At 75.2% G+C, this 15,157-nt stretch carries 15 protein-coding genes and 2 tRNA genes; 11 read left to right on the top strand and 6 right to left on the bottom strand.

Going from position 1 to position 15,157, the window contains the following annotated elements:
* Positions 1-62: 62 nt before the first annotated feature.
* The 5 genes from BCAV_RS16045 (at position 63) to BCAV_RS16025 (ending at position 1,388) form a co-directional block, all read left to right on the top strand.
* Positions 63-135, top strand: a tRNA-Thr gene (locus BCAV_RS16045).
* Between the two features lie 54 nt (positions 136-189).
* A tRNA-Met gene (locus BCAV_RS16040) sits at positions 190-263 on the top strand.
* 66 nt (positions 264-329) lie between these two features.
* Complete coding sequence (gene rpmG / locus BCAV_RS16035) at positions 330-500, top strand: 50S ribosomal protein L33 (RefSeq protein WP_015883668.1); 171 nt, start codon at positions 330-332, stop codon at positions 498-500.
* A gap of 4 nt (positions 501-504) precedes the next feature.
* Positions 505-960 carry an FAS1-like dehydratase domain-containing protein gene (locus tag BCAV_RS16030; protein ID WP_015883667.1) on the top strand — a complete coding sequence of 152 codons (456 nt, stop codon included), beginning with the start codon at positions 505-507 and terminating at the stop codon, positions 958-960.
* The gene (locus BCAV_RS16025) at positions 957-1,388 is read left to right on the top strand and encodes a MaoC/PaaZ C-terminal domain-containing protein (RefSeq protein ID WP_015883666.1); all 432 of its coding nucleotides are present in this window, start codon (positions 957-959) and stop codon (positions 1,386-1,388) included. Before BCAV_RS16030 ends, BCAV_RS16025 begins: the two co-directional genes overlap by 4 nt.
* A gap of 120 nt (positions 1,389-1,508) precedes the next feature.
* Here the strand turns inward: BCAV_RS16025 and BCAV_RS16020 are convergent, their stop codons facing one another.
* Positions 1,509-2,555, bottom strand: a complete 1,047-nt coding sequence (locus BCAV_RS16020; RefSeq protein ID WP_015883665.1) for a LacI family DNA-binding transcriptional regulator — start codon at positions 2,553-2,555, stop codon at positions 1,509-1,511.
* 428 nt (positions 2,556-2,983) lie between these two features.
* Between BCAV_RS16020 and BCAV_RS16015 the strand changes: the two genes are divergently transcribed.
* The 6 genes from BCAV_RS16015 (at position 2,984) to BCAV_RS15990 (ending at position 10,952) form a co-directional block, all read left to right on the top strand.
* Entirely contained in the window at positions 2,984-4,324 is a 1,341-nt protein-coding gene (locus BCAV_RS16015) for an MFS transporter (RefSeq protein WP_015883664.1), read from the top strand.
* Entirely contained in the window at positions 4,321-5,562 is a 1,242-nt protein-coding gene (locus BCAV_RS16010) for an MFS transporter (RefSeq protein ID WP_015883663.1), read from the top strand. Before BCAV_RS16015 ends, BCAV_RS16010 begins: the two co-directional genes overlap by 4 nt.
* A complete protein-coding gene (locus tag BCAV_RS16005; RefSeq protein WP_015883662.1) occupies positions 5,549-6,637 on the top strand; it encodes a UDP-N-acetylmuramate dehydrogenase in 1,089 nt (362 codons plus the stop codon). The genes BCAV_RS16010 and BCAV_RS16005 overlap by 14 nt, the downstream gene beginning before the upstream one ends.
* A 174-nt stretch (positions 6,638-6,811) precedes the next feature.
* The gene (locus BCAV_RS16000) at positions 6,812-7,426 is read left to right on the top strand and encodes a PadR family transcriptional regulator (protein WP_015883661.1); all 615 of its coding nucleotides are present in this window, start codon (positions 6,812-6,814) and stop codon (positions 7,424-7,426) included.
* Between the two features lie 59 nt (positions 7,427-7,485).
* A complete protein-coding gene (locus tag BCAV_RS15995) occupies positions 7,486-8,232 on the top strand; it encodes an ABC transporter ATP-binding protein (RefSeq protein WP_043350209.1) in 747 nt (248 codons plus the stop codon).
* A complete protein-coding gene (locus BCAV_RS15990) occupies positions 8,220-10,952 on the top strand; it encodes an FtsX-like permease family protein (protein ID WP_015883659.1) in 2,733 nt (910 codons plus the stop codon). The genes BCAV_RS15995 and BCAV_RS15990 overlap by 13 nt, the downstream gene beginning before the upstream one ends.
* Positions 10,953-10,955: 3 nt before the next feature.
* On the opposite strand, the gene BCAV_RS15985 is transcribed toward BCAV_RS15990, so the two are convergent.
* The 5 genes from BCAV_RS15985 to BCAV_RS15965 all read right to left on the bottom strand — a co-directional run bounded on the left by BCAV_RS15985 (position 10,956) and on the right by BCAV_RS15965 (position 15,090).
* Positions 10,956-11,711, bottom strand: coding sequence for an esterase/lipase family protein (locus tag BCAV_RS15985; protein WP_015883658.1), 756 nt, complete (start codon positions 11,709-11,711; stop codon positions 10,956-10,958).
* 2 nt (positions 11,712-11,713) lie between these two features.
* Positions 11,714-12,850, bottom strand: a complete 1,137-nt coding sequence (locus BCAV_RS15980) for an adenosine deaminase (RefSeq protein WP_015883657.1) — start codon at positions 12,848-12,850, stop codon at positions 11,714-11,716.
* Positions 12,851-12,870: 20 nt separating this feature from the next.
* Positions 12,871-13,710 carry an ABC transporter permease gene (locus BCAV_RS15975; RefSeq protein ID WP_015883656.1) on the bottom strand — a complete coding sequence of 280 codons (840 nt, stop codon included), beginning with the start codon at positions 13,708-13,710 and terminating at the stop codon, positions 12,871-12,873.
* On the bottom strand, positions 13,707-14,591 hold the full coding sequence (locus BCAV_RS15970; protein WP_015883655.1) for an ABC transporter ATP-binding protein: 885 nt from the start codon (positions 14,589-14,591) through the stop codon (positions 13,707-13,709). Before BCAV_RS15970 ends, BCAV_RS15975 begins: the two co-directional genes overlap by 4 nt.
* A gap of 85 nt (positions 14,592-14,676) precedes the next feature.
* The gene (locus BCAV_RS15965) at positions 14,677-15,090 is read right to left on the bottom strand and encodes an MmcQ/YjbR family DNA-binding protein (RefSeq protein ID WP_245528875.1); all 414 of its coding nucleotides are present in this window, start codon (positions 15,088-15,090) and stop codon (positions 14,677-14,679) included.
* Between the last annotated feature and the right edge of the window lie 67 nt (positions 15,091-15,157).

The following is a 15,157-nucleotide window of genomic DNA, read 5'->3' as shown; positions in this document are numbered from 1 at the left end:
CGGCGCCGGGCGGGTCAGCGGATTTCGCCTGGGCCGCGTCCGCCATGTACCCTTCCATGGCTGCCCCGATAGCTCAGTCGGCAGAGCGTCTCCATGGTAAGGAGAAGGTCTAGGGTTCGATTCCCTATCGGGGCTCCGGTCGGTGAGCGGCTGCGGACACCTGTGTCCGCAGCCGAGCGCCAACCTCGCGGCGGGGTAGCTCAGATGGTCAGAGCGCACGACTCATAATCGTGAGGTCGCGGGTTCGATCCCCGCCCCCGCTACCGGCTCCGTCCCCTGCCGGCGCGCGTCCGATGTGGGCGAGCGCCACCCGAGAAGAAGGAACTCCCGTGGCCAGCAAGTCGGCTGACATCCGCCCGAAGATCACGCTCGCGTGCGAGGTCTGCAAGGAGCGCAACTACATCACGACGAAGAACCGTCGGAACCACCCCGACCGGCTCGAGCTCCAGAAGTTCTGCCCGCGCTGCACGGCGAAGACGGCGCACCGCGAGACCCGCTGACGACGTGGGCACGTCGGGCGTCGACGCGAGCCTCGTCGGGCGCGTCTTCACCGCCACGCCGCCGTTCGAGGTGGATCGCTCGGCGATCCGCGCGTTCGCCGGCGTCGTCGGGGCGACCGCACCTGTGCACCACGACCCGACTGCGGCGCGCGCCGCAGGCTTCGCCGACGTCGTCGCCCCGGTGACGTTCGCCGTCGTGATCGCCCAGGGCGCCGAGTCGGAGTACGTGGCCGACCCGGCGTCCGGCATCGACTTCTCCCGCGTGGTCCACGCGGAGGAGAGCTTCACGCACGTGCGCCCGATCGTCGCCGGCGACGTGCTGCGCACCGCCGTGCACGTCGACTCCGTGACCGAGCGGGGCGGCCTGGCCCTCGTGACCACGCGGACCGAGATCACCTCCGGCGACGACGCCGTCGCCACGGTGGTCTCGACGCTCGCTGTGCGGGGGGCCGAGTCGTGAGCCCGTTGCGCACCACCGACGTCGGGGCGGAGCTGTTCGTCCGCGAGGTCGAGATCACCCGCGAGCTGCTCGTGCGCTACGCCGGAGCGAGCGGCGACGTCAACGCGATCCACTACAACGACGCCGTCGCGGAAGCCGCCGGTCTGCCCGGCGTCATCGCTCACGGCATGCTCACCATGGGTCTCGCGGGTTCCGCGCTCACGGACTGGCTCGCGGGCCTCGACGACGACGGCGTGGCGCGTGTCGTGCGGTACGGCGTGCGGTTCTCGCGGCCGATCGTGGTGCCGGCGCTCGGGTCGACGACGCTCGTCGTGACCGGGACGCTCGGCGCGCGCGACGACGAGGCGGGCACCGCCCGCGTCGACCTGCGGGCCGTGTGCGACGGCGTCACCGTGCTCGGCAAGGCCCAGGCGACCATCACGCTCTGACGCGCGGCGGTCCGCCGTCCGCTTCCCCAGCGTCGACTGCATGACTTCTCCCGCAATCGCCGGCGTGTCCGCGGGACACCTCACGCACTCGGCGGGGGGCGGCGTCCGGGGCCCCGGCGGTCAGTGCGGGGGCGGGCCGGTCGTCGTGCCCGGACGCGGGACGACGGTGAGGTCCGGGGTGCGCACGTCCTCGCCGGCGATGAGGGCAGCCGCTGCCTCGGCGGCGAGCGTGCCCTTGTGGACGAACGGCTGCATCGCGCTGGCGAGCACGTCCGGCGCGAGCCAGGGGAGGTCGACGCCGTCGAACCCCGTCACCGTGAGGTCCCCGGGGACGTCGAGCCCGAGCTCGCGCGCGGCGAGCACCACGCCCGCGGCGAGCAGGTCGGAGAACGCGATGATCGCCGTCGGGCGCGGATCGCGCGCCAGCAGCCGCCGAGCGGCCTCGAACCCCTCCTCGACGAGCGACGCACCCGCCTCGACGACGGCGACCGGCCGGATGCCGGCGTCGCGCACCCCGGCGAGGCGGTTCCGCGTGGGGGTGTAGGTGGGGCGGGGCAGGTGATCGGGGTCGAGCTCCCCGGTGCCGCGACCGGGTGCGAACGGGAGCGTGAGGACGGCGATGCGCGTGTGCCCCAGCGCGACCACCTCGCTCGCGAGGTCGCGCATCCCGGCGCGGTCGGCGATCCGGACGCTCGCGGTGCCGCGGTGCCGCGAGTCCAGCGTGACCGTCGGGACGTCGCGGGCGAGGAGGGTGCGCAGAGCCCGGTCGCCGGGGGCGGGCGTGGCGATCATGATCGCGGCGTCCATCGCCGCGTGGGCCACCAGCTGCGGCACGCCCGGGGCGGCGTCGTCGAACGGGATGAGCAGCATGCCGAGGTCGCGGGCGCCGAGCGCATCGGCGATGCCGTCGAGCGTCTGGACGGAGACGGGGTCGCGGAAGCTGCGCGAGAGGTGCCGGCCCGTGATGACACCGACGACGCCGCTCTGGCCCCGGCGCAGCGACCGGGCGATCGGGTTGGGCCCGGTGTAGCCGAGCTGCGCCGCGGCCGCCATGACGCGTTCGCGGGTGGCCGCGGCGACCGGGCCCGCGCCCGAGAAGGCGAGGCTCGCCGTCGACGGGGAGACTCCGGCGGCGGCGGCGACGTCGGCCAGCGTGGGTCGACCCATGCCACCTCCTGGGGCGCGGCCGAGCACGTCGACCTCTCGTTGCGTGCCTCCCGGCATCCGGAGCGCCACCCTAGCCCAGGGCGCGCGAATCGATTCGACGTTCTGGCGGTCGAGGCGTGGCGACGGCGTGCCGTGGTGCCGAGTCAGGCGTCAGCGGGCGAGTCAGACCCTCCGGAGGGTCTGACTCGACCGTGAAGGTCTGACTCGGCGAGCGGCCGGGAATGCGCGGAGGCGCGGACGGCGCTCGGGATTGACGGGACGGGCCTGGTGACCGCACACTGTCCTCCGGGATCGAATCGATTCGAGCGACCAGCAGCAGCGCCCTCGAACGGTCCCGTCCTCACCACCGGCGCCGGCACCACGAGCGGCGATCCGGCTCCCTCCCCGATCAGCTCGCGCCCCCGGGCGCCCGCACCGCTGGAATTCCTGTGCCCTCGTCGCCCCGCCGCCGCGCCACCCTGCCGGCCTGGATCGCCCGCCACCCCGACCCGCCGCGCCTCGCCCGCGCCCGCTGGATGCTCATGGGCCTGTTCGCGCTCAACGGCATCACGTTCTCGAGCTGGCTGGCCCGGCTCCCCGCCGTCCGCGACGCGCTCGCGCTCACCGAGGCCGAGATCGGCGGCGTCCTGCTGTTCGGGGCAGCGGGCGCGCTCGTCACCGTGCCGTTCGCCGGCGCCCTGTGCCTGCGGATCGGGAGCGCCTGGGCGATCCGGCTCGGCGGCATCGCGTTCGCCGTGGCGTACCTCCTGATCGGGCTGGGCCCCGCGCTGCGGAGCGTCCCGGTGCTCGCTGCCGGGCTCGCCGTGAGCGGGGTGGCGTTCGCGATCCTCAACGTGCCGCTCAACCTCGAGTCGGCGCGCGTGGAACGTCGGCTCGGGCGCACCGTGCTCCCGCAGTTCCACGCCGCGTTCTCGATCGGGGCCGTCGGCGGCTCGCTGCTCGGTGCGGCGGCCGCCGCGCTCGGCGTCGGGCTGCTCGTGCAGTTCACGGGCGTCGCGATCGCGTCGCTCGTGTGGCGCCTCGCCGCCGTCCGGCACCTCCTGCCGCCCGACGCCGCACCCGAGCTCGACCGGGTGGAGGTCGCGGTGCGCAGCCGGCGGCGCTCACCCGGTGCCGCGCTGGGCGCGTGGCTCGAGCCGCGCACGCTGCTGCTCGGCGTCGTCGTCCTCGCGGCCGCACTCTCGGAAGGTGCCGCGAACGACTGGCTGAGCCTCGGCGTCGTCGACGCGTTCGGGGTCACCGAGGCGAGCGGCGCCCTGGTGTTCGCCGCGTTCGTCTCCGCGATGACGGCGGTGCGCCTGCTCGGCGCGCGCGCGGTCGACACGTACGGCCGGGTCCCGGTGCTCCGGGCGAGCGGCGCCGTGGCGCTCGTCGGGCTGGTCGCGTTCGCTCTCGCGCCGTCGCTCCCGCTCGCCGTCGCCGGCGCGATCGCGTGGGGGAGCGGCGCCGCGCTCGCCGTGCCGCTCGCCGTCGCCGCGGCCTCCGAGGACCCGCTCCGCGCGGCCGGCCGCGTGTCGGTGATCACGAGCTTCTCGTCGTTCGCGTCGCTCGTCGCCCCGCCGCTGCTCGGGCTCCTCGCGCACGACGTCGGGATCCGGCCCGCGCTGCTGACGATCGCCGTCCCGCTGGCGCTCGCCCTGCTCGTCGCCGGGAGCGTGCGGCAGCAGCGCGACGACGTGGCCGAGACCGGGCGAACCGCCGTCGCGGACGCCGTTCCGGTCCGTGAGAGGGTCGAGGCGATGCCCCCCGAGCTCGAGGTCCGCGCATGAGCGCGCCGTCCGCCCCCTCGACCGCCGCGGCGGCGCTGGTGGGGCGCGCGTCGTACGCGGTGTTCGCCGTCTTCGCGCTCAACGGGTTCCTGTTCGCCGGTTGGGTCTCGCGGCTCCCGGCGGTCCGCGACCTCCTGGGCCTGTCGCCGGCGCAGATCGGGCTCATCCTGCTCGTCGGCTCCGCCGGTTCCGTGCTCGCACTCCCGCTCACCGGGGCTGTCGTGGTCCGGATCGGGACCGCGCGCACCGTGCTCGTCGCCGCCGGCGTCGCCTGCCTGGGGATGGGTCTCGTGGCCCTCGCCGTGGCGCTCGGCCTCGCCCCGATGCTCGCGGCGTGCCTGTTCGTGGCGCAGATCGGCATCGCCGGCTGGGACGTGGCCATGAACCTCGAGGGAGCCGCCGTCGAACGGCTCCTCGGCCGCGCGATCATGCCGCGGTACCACGCCGGGTTCTCCGTCGGCACCGTGGCGGGAGCGGGGTTCGGGGCGCTCAGCGCCCGGCTGGGTCTCGACGTGAGCGTGCACCTCGTCGTCGTGCTCGCCGTCGTGGCGCTCGCCGTCGTCGCCTCCGTGCGGTTCTTCCTGCCGGCGGCGCTGGAGCACGCGGGTGAGGAACCCGCGGCGACCGAGAAGCACGGCGCGGGCCGCAGCGTGTTCGGCGCCTGGCTCGAGCCCCGCACGCTCCTCATCGGGCTCCTCGTGCTGTCGGCGGCGCTCACCGAGGGGGCGGCGAACGACTGGCTGAGCCTCGCCGTCATCGAGGGCTTCGAGCTGCGCGACGACGCCGCCGCCCTCGTCCTGGCCGTCTTCCTGGCGTCGATGACCGGCATGCGCTTCTTCGGCACGGGGCTCCTCGACCGGTTCGGGCGGGTGGCCGTGCTCCGGCTGTGCATCGCGCTGGCCCTGGTCGGGCTCGCCCTGTTCGCGCTGGCTCCGTGGATGCCGGTCGCCGTCGCGGGTGCTGTGCTGTGGGGGTTCGGCGCCGCGCTCGGGTTCCCCGTCGGGATGAGCGCCGCGTCCGACGACCCCGCGCACGCGGCGGCGCGCGTCTCCGTCGTCGCGTCCATCGGTTACACGGCGTTCCTCGCGGGCCCGCCGCTGCTCGGGCTGCTCGCCGAGCACGTGGGGTACCGCAACGCGCTGCTGGCGATCCTCGTCCCGCTCGCCATCAGCCTTCTCGTCACGCGGTCGGCGGCACCGCCGGGTCCCGAGCCGGAGCGGCCGGATGCCCGGGGCTAGGCTCGCAGCTGTGCCGCTGCTCGCCGACCTCACGACCCTTCGCGTCGGCGGTCCGTGCGCGCGGTTCGTCGAGGCGGCCAGCGAGGCGGAGCTCGTCGCCGCCGTGGCCGAGGCCGACGCCGCCCACGAGCCGGTGCTCGTGCTCGGCGGAGGATCGAACCTCCTGGTCGCCGACGCCGGGTTCGACGGCGTCGTCGTCCGGGACGTCCGCACCGCGACGCGGGTCGAGGACGCGTCGGCGTGCGCCGGCGCGAGCGTGGTGGTCTCCGCGGGCGCGCCCTGGGACGACGTCGTGGTCCGCGCCGTCGCGGAGGGGTGGTCCGGGATCGAGGCGCTGTCGGGCATCCCCGGCTCGACGGGCGCCACGCCCGTGCAGAACGTCGGCGCGTACGGGCAGGAGGTGGGCGACGTCCTCGCGACCGTCCGCGTGTACGACCGCGCCCTGCGGCGGGTGCGGATGCTCGCCGTCGGCGACCTCCGGCTCGGGTACCGCAGCTCGCTGCTCAAGCGGTCGCTCGTGGCCGACGACGACGGCGTCACGTGGGGGCCGACGCCACGCTGGGTCGTGCTCGAGGTCGGGTTCCAGTTCCGCCTCGCCGATCTCAGCGGGCCGGTGCGGTACGCGGAGCTCGCGCGGGCTCTCGACGTCGAGCTCGGCGCGCGCGCTCCGGCCGCCGAGGTGCGCGAGGCCGTGCTCGCGCTGCGGCGGGGGAAGGGCATGGTGCTCGACGGCGCCGACCACGACACGTGGAGCGCCGGGTCGTTCTTCACGAACCCGGTGCTGGACGCCGACGCCGCGGCTCTCCTCCCGGAGCGCGCGCCGCGCTTCGACGCCGGATCCGGGCGCGTGAAGACCAGCGCCGCCTGGCTCATCTCGCACGCCGGGTTCGACCGCGGTCACGGCCTGCCCGGTCCGGCCGCGCTGTCGACGAAGCACGTCCTCGCGCTCACCAATCGCGGCGGTGCGAAGACCGCCGACCTCGTGCGGCTCGCCCGCGAGGTGCGGTCCGGGGTGGAGTCCTCGTTCGGCGTCGTGCTCGAGCCGGAGCCCGTGCTCGTGGGCGTCTCGCTGTAGCCCAGGCCGCGCCGCCGGATCGACCTGCCCGGACGCCGTCGCCCTGTCCTGTGCCGGCCGTCGCGGCGCGGCGACGCGCGGCCACGCACTGTTTGACGCGTGCAGGTTTCTCGGCAACTATGAGCCCGGGTTACCGGGCAACTACCGGTCATGACGGCCGGCGGAGGGAGCGCCATGAGCGTGCGGAACGGGCTGATCGCGCTGCTGAGCGAGCGTCCGATGGGCGTGTACGAGCTTCGCAAGGAGTTCGACGCGCGCACCGGCGGAACCTGGCCGGTCAACATCGGTCAGGTGTACGCCACCGTGCAGCGGCTCGTCCGCGACGAGCTCGTCGAACCCCTGCCGGAGGACTACGAGGTCGCCAGCGACGTCGAGTTCTTCCGGCTGACCGAGGCGGGCTATGTCGCGGCCGAGGCGTGGTGGGCCGCCCCGGTCGACCGGTCGGCACCGGGCAGGGACGAGCTCGTCATCAAGCTCGCGCTGGCGGTGTCCGCGCCCGGGGTCGACGTCGGCGCCGTCGTGCAGGCCCAGCGGGCGGAGTCCATGCGCGCGCTCCGTGACTTCACGCGCCTCAAGGCCGGGGGGCCGGCGCCGGAGCAGGCGGACCGCGACACGCTGGCCTGGTCGCTCGTGCTCGACCACCTCACCTTCGCCGCCGAGGCAGAGGTGCGATGGCTCGACCACGTCGAGGTCGTCGTCACCCGTGCCGCGCACGGCGTGGTCGCGCTGTCGCAGGGGGACAGCGCGACCGACGACGCCACCGCCGTCACGAACCGGGCACGCCGGTGACCCGCGGGCGGCGCGCCGCGGAGCGCGAGCCTTCGCCGGACGGCGCCGCGACCGGTCCCGTGCTCCTGGCGCTCGCGGGTGTCTCGCGCGTCCACGGCACCGGGCCGACGGCCGTGCACGCGCTCGACGACGTCGACCTGCGGGTGCGGATGGGCGAGCTCGTCGCCGTGATGGGGCCGTCCGGGTCGGGGAAGTCCACGCTGCTCAACCTGGCGGGCGGCCTCGACACCCCGACGTCGGGCAGAGTGACGCTCGGCAGGGACGTGCTCTCGGACGTCAGCGCGACCGAGCGGGCCGCGCTGCGCCGTCGTCGCGTCGGCTACGTCTTCCAGGACCTCAACCTCATCCCCGCGCTCACGGCAGCCGAGAACGTGGCGCTGCCGCGCGAGCTCGACGGCGTGCGTGCGCGGGCGGCGCGGAAGGAGGCGCTCGCGGCGCTCGACGACGTCGGGCTCGCCGATCTCGCGGATCGCTTCCCCGAGGAGATGTCCGGCGGGCAGCAGCAGCGGGTCGCGATCGCGCGGGCGCTGGTCGGTCCGCGCCGGCTCGTGCTCGCCGACGAGCCGACCGGCGCGCTCGACTCGCACACCGGGGAAGCGGTCATGCGGTTGTTGCGCGCACGGGTCGACGCCGGCGCGGCGGGCCTGCTCGTGACGCACGAGCCGCGCTTCGCGGCCTGGGCGGACCGGACGGTGTACCTGCGGGACGGCGTCGTCGTCGACGCCTCGCGCGACGACGACGCGGAGGACCTGCTCGTGGGAGCCGCGGCCGGCGCGGCCGGCGAGGACCCGACGTGGGACGACTGATCGCCCGCTGGGGCGCATCCCTGCGGATCGCCCGGCGGGACGCGACGCGCCACCGGGGGCGCACGGCGCTCGTGCTGGCGATGATCGCGCTTCCCGTCCTCGGTGCCGTGTTCCTGGCCACCGTGATCCGCTCCGGCGCCCCAGGACCCGAGGCGCGGGCCAGCATCGAGCTCGGTCCGGGTGCCCAGGCGAGCATCCGGTCCGGCGGCTGCGTCCCGTACCTCCAGATGCCCGACGGCGGCGGCGGCGGATGCACCGGCACGCAGGTTCCCGACCTGACGTCGGAGCAGCTCGCGGACCTCCTGCCGGACGGCCTCCGGCTCGTCGAGGAGCAGGGCACGATGGTCAGCGTCGGCACCGCGGATCGGCTCGCCGGCATGCAGTGGACCCAGCAGCTGGACGCCGAGGCGCTGCCCGAGATCTACGTCGTCGACGACGGCGCCCTGCCGACCGCTCCCGGTGAGGTCGCCCTGCACCCGCGGTTGGCGCACCGGCTGGACGTGGGTGTCGGGGACGCCGTGGAGCTGACTGCCGGCGAGACGAGCCTCGACGCGCGGGTGGTCGGGATCCTGCGGACGCGCAACGTCCCGATGGCCGAGGCGCTCACGGTGGAGGGGACGTTCCCGAGCGCCGCGCCCTCGCGCTGGCTCGTCCTCGGCGACGCGCCGCTCACGTGGGACGACGTGCTCGCGCTCAACGAGGTCGGCGCGGAGGTCATGAGCCGAGACGTGATCCTCCACCCGCCACCGCGCAGCGCCGTCCCTGCCTACGAGACGTTCGACGTCGGGAGCCCGGCCAACCTCGGCACGGTGGGCATCGTCGCGGCGATCGCGGCGATCGGGCTGCTGGAGGTCGTGCTCCTCATCGGGCCGGCGTTCGCCGTCGGTGCCCGGCGCAGCACGCGGCAGCTCGCGCTGCTCGCGGCCAGCGGCGGGGCGCCGACGGACATGCGGCGCGTCGTGCTCGCGTCCGGACTGGTACTCGGCCTCGCTGCCGGGATCGTCGGATCGGCACTGGGCCTGCTCGGCGGGGCCGCGTTGTACGCCGTCGCCGTGGCGACCGGGAGCGGGTCGATGCCCAACCTCGTGCTGCCCTGGCCCGAGGCCGCGGCGGCGGTGGTCCTGGCCACCCTGCTCGGTCTGGCGGCATCGTGGGTGCCGGCGAGAGGCGCGGCGCGGTCCGACGTCACCGCTGCGCTCGCTGGGCGCCGTGCCGAGGCCCGGCCGCGCCGAGCCGTGCCGTGGGTCGGTGTCAGCATCGCCGTCCTCGGCCTGGTCGGCGCCGTCGTCGGCGCGGTGACCACCCAGGTGGTCGCGCTCGTCGTCGGCGTCGTCGTCCTCGAGATCGGGCTCGTCATGGCGGTCGGCGGCGTCGTGACGCTCGTCGGGCGCTCAGCCGGGCGACTCGGCCTCGCCGGCCGGATCGCCGCTCGGGACGCCGCGCGGCAGCGGGGCCGTACGGCGCCCGCGGTGGCGGCCGTGCTCGCGGCGATCGCCGGCGCGACGGCGGGGGCGATGTACTTCTCCGCCGACCGGGCCCGGGAGGAGGCCGCGTGGGAACCGCAGTTCGGGATCGGGACCGTCGCACTGACGTCGGGGACGCCGGACGGCTCGCCGCTGACGTCCGAGCGCGTGGCCGCCGACCTCGCGGTCCTCGGGCGGCACGTCCCGCTCGCCGACGTGGCGAACGTCCACACGCTCGAGATGCCCCGTGAGGACGACGCCGCCGCGGAGTATCCGGGTCACGTGTTCGCCTCGCCCCAGATCGCGCCCGAGCACGTGTGCCCGCTCTTCAACTTCGCGCTCCCACCGACCTCGGCGGAGCGCGAGCAGTACGCCGACGATCCGCGGTGCGACGATCATCCCGGCTGGTCCAGCGGGGGCACCTGGACCAGCGCCGGGGGATCGGGCACCGTGGTCGACGACGGGTCGGCGGCCGCGCTGTGGGGCCTGCCGGGTTCCGACGACGCCGCTGCGGCGCTGGCGCGCGGCGAGGTGCTCGTGCCCGACGAGCGCTACGTCTGGGAGGACGGGTCGGCGCACCTCACCGTCTCGACGTACGACTACGCCACCGGAGTCAGCCGGGACATCGAGCTGGAGATCCCGGCGCACGTCGTCGACTGGCACCGGTACGCGCTCGTGCTGCCGACCAGCGCCGTGGAGGCCCGTGACGACATCGTGGCGGTGCTGTCCGGAGCGATCGCGCAGCCCGTCGCGCCGCCGACGCAGGCGCAGGTCGACGCGGCCAACGCCGACCTGGGGGAGATCGGCGTCGCCACCCTCGACGTGCAGGAGGCGTACAGCTCGCAGGTCGGCTTGATCCTGCTGGCCGTGGTCGGCGTCGCGGCGATCATCGGGCTCGGCGCGACGTGGATGAGCGTCGGTCTGGCCGCCGCGGAGTCCCGCCCGGACCTCGCCACGCTCGCCGCCGTCGGTGCCTCGCCGCGCACCCGCCGTCGCGTGGCCGGCGCCCAGGCGGGGATCATCGCCGTCCTCGGCGTCGCGCTCGGCGTGCTCACCGGGGTGCTGCTGGGCTGGGTCCTCGTGACGTGGCAGGCGAGCAACGTCGAGAACCTCTATGACGACCGCGGCGCCTGGCTGCTCGTCTGGCCGTGGCCCGCGCTCGCGGCGATCGCGCTCGGGATCCCGGCACTGGCCGTCGCCGGTGCGTGGCTCACGACGCGGTCACGGCTGCCGCTCGTGCGGCGCCTCGCCCAGTAGGGCTCAGCGACTGAGGCTCGCGACGCCGTCGAGCACCGCCGCGTGGACGTCCGGGTCAGCGAGGATGCGGAAGTGGCCGGTCGCGTCGACGACGACGTCCCGCGCCGCCGCGGGCGGGTGCGGATCCGGGATGTGCGGGTCCCACGAGGGCCGGACGGCGACGATGCGCGAGTCGACGTGCACCTCCGCGCCGAGCGCGACCAGGGCGGCTGCGCGCGGACCCAGGGCTCGTACCGCCCGCATCGGGATCCACGGGGCGTACCGCGAACCCGCCCACGGCGTCGCCACCGTCACCAGACCCCGGATCCGCGGGACGGGGACGTCGGACGCCGGCCGTGCCACCTGGGCTGCCGCCGCGGCCTCCTGCCCGCGGTCGGCCGCTGCCCCCGCGGCCTCGGCGACCATGAGGGACTTTCCCACCAACCCGCCCTTGCTGTGCGCCACCAGGACGACGTCGCGGAGGTCGGCGCGGGCGAGCGCCGCAGCCGCCAGCGGCGCGAGCGCCTCGATCGGAGCCCCGGACCGCCCGAGCGACGGCACCACGTGCACCGGGTGCCCGGCGTCGTGCAGCGCCCAGGCGAGCGGCGCCATGACGTGCCACGTCTCGTACACCCCCGGCAGCAGCACCACGGCAGCGCCGGACGGTGCCGAGACGTGAGCGAGACGAAGGACGGCGTCGCCCCCGTGCCGTGCGCTCTCCAGCTGACGCGCGACGACGTACGCGTAGTCCGCCGCCCGCACCCCCAGCCGGAGCTCCACGATCAGCCTCCGAGCTGCCGGTCGCCCGACGACGAGCTCGTACCTTCCCGCCGAGCTCGTACTCCTGGGAGTGCGAGCTCGCCGCGGATGTACGAGCTCGAGGCATCGAGACCGTCCGGCGCGGGCGTCGCGAGCCAGGCGTCGACCTCCGCCAACCACCGGGACCGGTCCGGCTGAGGGGCGAGGCTCGCGGCGATCGACGACCGCGCCAGGCCGGCGAGCGCGGCGTCGTCCAGCCCGTGCTCCGTGCGGGCGGCCTCGTACTGGTCGACGAGCCGCGAGAGGAACAGCAGCGGGTCGTCGGCGCCGAGCGCCACGCGCACGCCGGCGTCGAGGAGCGTGCGCAGCGGCACCGACGCGACGTCGGCGTACACGCCCAGAGAGACGTTGGATGCTGGGCACACCTCGCACGCGACCCCCGCCGACGCGATCGCCTCGAGGAGCCGCGGGTCCTCGCTCGCGCGGACGCCGTGCCCCAGGCGACGCGGTGCCAGCTCCGCGAGCACGACGCGCACGTGGTCGGCCCCGAGCAGCTCGCCGCCGTGCGGCACCGACGCGAGGCCCGCGCGCGCAGCGATCCCGAACGCCGGGGCGAACTCGCTCGTCCGCCCGCGCCGCTCGTCGTTGCTCAGCCCGAACCCCACCACCTCGCCGGGCGCGTCGCCCGCGTACCGCGCCGCGAGCCGGGCGAGCGTGCGCGCCTCGAGCGGGTGCCGCATGCGTGAGCACGCGACGACGACGCCGACGCTCACGCCGGTCGCCGCGCTCGCCGCCCGCGCCTCGTCGAGCACGATCTCCAGGGCCGGGGTGAGGCCACCGACGAACGGGGCGTACGACGTCGGGTCGATCTGGATCTCGAGACGCCGGGAGCCCTCGGCGCCGTCGTCCTCGACCGCCTCCCGGAGCACCCTGCGCATGGCCGCCTCCGATCGGACGACGGCGCGCGCGGCGTCGTAGCTGCGCTGGAACCGGAACCAGCCGCGCTCGTCGGCCGGCACGCGCAGCGGGTCGTGGTCCAGGAGGGACTCCGGGAGGCGGATCCCCTGCTCGTGCGCGAGGTCGCGCAGGGTCGCGACGCGCATCGACCCGGTGAAGTGCAGGTGGAGATGCGCCTTGGGGAGGGTCGCCAGGTCGCGCATCCCGGCGAGTCTAGGGCTGGTCAGCCGTCGTCGCGCCGGCGCCACCGGAACGTGCGCGCACCGGCCACGAGCCCCACGACGCCCCAGGCGAGCACGACCGCCGCGACCACCGGGAGCTGCCACTCGCCGCCGACCTCGAGAGCCGCCGCCTGCTCGGGCAGCAGCGCGGCGCGCATGCCCTGTGCGATCCACCGCAGCGGGAAGACGGACGCGACGGCCTGCATCCACCCGGGGAGGTCGAAGAACGGGAAGAAGACGCCGGAGATGAACTGCAGCACGAGGACGACCGACGTGACGACGGCGCTCGCGGACCGCCCGGAGCGCGGCACCGACGAGAACGCGACGCCGCAGACGGCGCCGGTCGCCGTGCCGAGAACGAAGACCCAGGCGAACGTCGCCCAGCGGTCGAGGGAGTCGGGCAGCGGGACGTCGAAGGCGACGGCGGCGAGGATCAGCAGGAGCGTCGTCTGGACCACCCCGACGACGAGCACCTGGCCGGTCTTGCCGAGGAAGTAGCCGACGGCGCTCACGGGCGTGGCGCGCAGGCGCTTGAGCGTGCCGTCGTCGCGCTCGGCGGCGATCCCTATCGCCAGCGTCTGGAAGCTCGAGAGCATGACGCCCGTCGCGACCATCCCGGGCAGGAAGTACTGCGCGAACGGGATGCTCGCACCCTGGCCGCCCTGGGCCTGCCCGGCGAACACCGTCGCGAAGATCGGCAGCATGAGGAGCGGGTAGCCGAAGATGAAGATCATCGCGTCGCGCTCCCGGACGAACGCGAGGAGCTCGTACGCGGTGCGGGCGCCGCCGACGGCGAGCGGTGTCGGGAGCGCGGCCGGGCGCCGCTCTGTCCGGGTCGTCACGACGCCGCCTCGCGCGCGTCGGCGCCGGAGTCGATCGAGGCGGGTGGCCCGACCAGCGCCAGGTACACGTCCTCGAGCGTCGGTCGGACCACCTCGAGGCCCGGGATCTCGGCGCCGAGCCGATCGGCCAGCCTGGACACCTCGCGCGTGGGGGTGTCCGTCAGGACCTCGTGGCGCCGGCCGCCCTCCGTCCACCGCACCGTGGCGCGGCGCGCCGCCCGGTCGCCGAGCCGGGCCGGGGCACCGGTCGCGACGACGCGGCCGCGGGCGACGACGACGGCGCGGTCGGCGAGCGCCTCCGCCTCCTCGAGGTAGTGGGTGGTGAGCAGGATCGTCGTGCCCGCCGCGCGCAGCTCCCCGATGAGCGCCCAGAACGCCCGCCGCGCCTCGGGGTCGAAGCCGGTGGTGGGCTCGTCGAGGAAGAGCAGGCGGGGCCGGCCCACGATCCCGAGCGCGACGTCGAGGCGGCGCCGGCGCCCGCCGGACAGGTGCCGGCTGCGGGTGCCGGCATCTGCGGCGAGGCCGACGGCGGCGATCACCTCGTCGGGGTCCCTCGGGTCGGGGTAGTAGCGCGCGAACTGCCGCACCTGCTCGCGGACGGTCATCTCGGCCATGTCGTGGGTGGACTGAAGCACGACGCCGATCCCGGCGCGCCACCGCCGGCCCGCGCGCCCGGGGTCCTCGCCGAGCACGCGCACGTCGCCGGAGTCCCGACGCCGGTACCCCTCGAGGATCTCGACGGTGGTGGTCTTCCCGGCGCCGTTCGGTCCGAGGACGGCGACGATCTCGCCGTCGTCGACGTCGAGGTCGATGCCGGCGACGGCGTGGCGTCCGCCGTAGCGCTTCGTCAGGCGGCGCACCCGGATGGCCTGCTCGGTCATGGGATCCAGCCTCGCCGCCGGGTGGCCGCGAAGCACCGACCGGTCGGTGGGGCACCCTCCACCGTTCGGTGGAGGGCCGGGGGCCTCAGCCTCTCAGTTCGCGCTCTGCGTAGGCATCGGCCAGCTCCCGCGGTGCCTTGGCCAGCCAGGCGTCGACGATCGCCTCCCGCACCCACCGCTGTTTCGCCGTCGTCACGTCGATCAGGACCGCGGCGTAGCCGTCGAAGTGCTCGATGGTGAAGAAGCCCGTCCGCCCTTCGGCGAGGATCGCTTCCTTCTCGGCCAGGTCCGCGGTCATGACGGCGACGATCGGTCCGGCCGGCACCGGGTGCTCGCCGAACCGTCTGATGTCGGCCTTGCTGAACGGGCGCACCCAGGCGAAGCCGGTGCCCGCCACCTCCCAGGAGCGGTTGCCACGGGAGGTGCCCTCGCTGACCTCGGGCAGCGAGGTCGCGAGCTCGGCGACCTCCTCGACGCTGACCATGGTCAACTCTGGCACGTCGATCGTGGCCAGGACAGATCGACGTGAGGACCGTGCGCCGCGTGACGCGACGGTGAACGCGCGA

Source organism: Beutenbergia cavernae DSM 12333 (assembly GCF_000023105.1).
In the GTDB taxonomy this organism is placed as follows: Bacteria; Actinomycetota; Actinomycetes; order Actinomycetales; family Beutenbergiaceae; genus Beutenbergia; species Beutenbergia cavernae.
This window is presented reverse-complemented; position numbering and strand designations above follow the sequence as displayed.

Coding starts and splice junctions, on each gene's coding strand:
- BCAV_RS16020 (WP_015883665.1), bottom strand. CDS start 2,555: ATGGGTCGACCCACGCTGGCCGACGTCGCCGCCGCCGCCGGAGTCTCC.
- BCAV_RS16010 (WP_015883663.1), top strand. CDS start 4,321: ATGAGCGCGCCGTCCGCCCCCTCGACCGCCGCGGCGGCGCTGGTGGGG.
- BCAV_RS16005 (WP_015883662.1), top strand. CDS start 5,549: ATGCCCGGGGCTAGGCTCGCAGCTGTGCCGCTGCTCGCCGACCTCACG.
- BCAV_RS16000 (WP_015883661.1), top strand. CDS start 6,812: ATGAGCGTGCGGAACGGGCTGATCGCGCTGCTGAGCGAGCGTCCGATG.
- BCAV_RS15980 (WP_015883657.1), bottom strand. CDS start 12,850: ATGCGCGACCTGGCGACCCTCCCCAAGGCGCATCTCCACCTGCACTTC.
- BCAV_RS15970 (WP_015883655.1), bottom strand. CDS start 14,591: ATGACCGAGCAGGCCATCCGGGTGCGCCGCCTGACGAAGCGCTACGGC.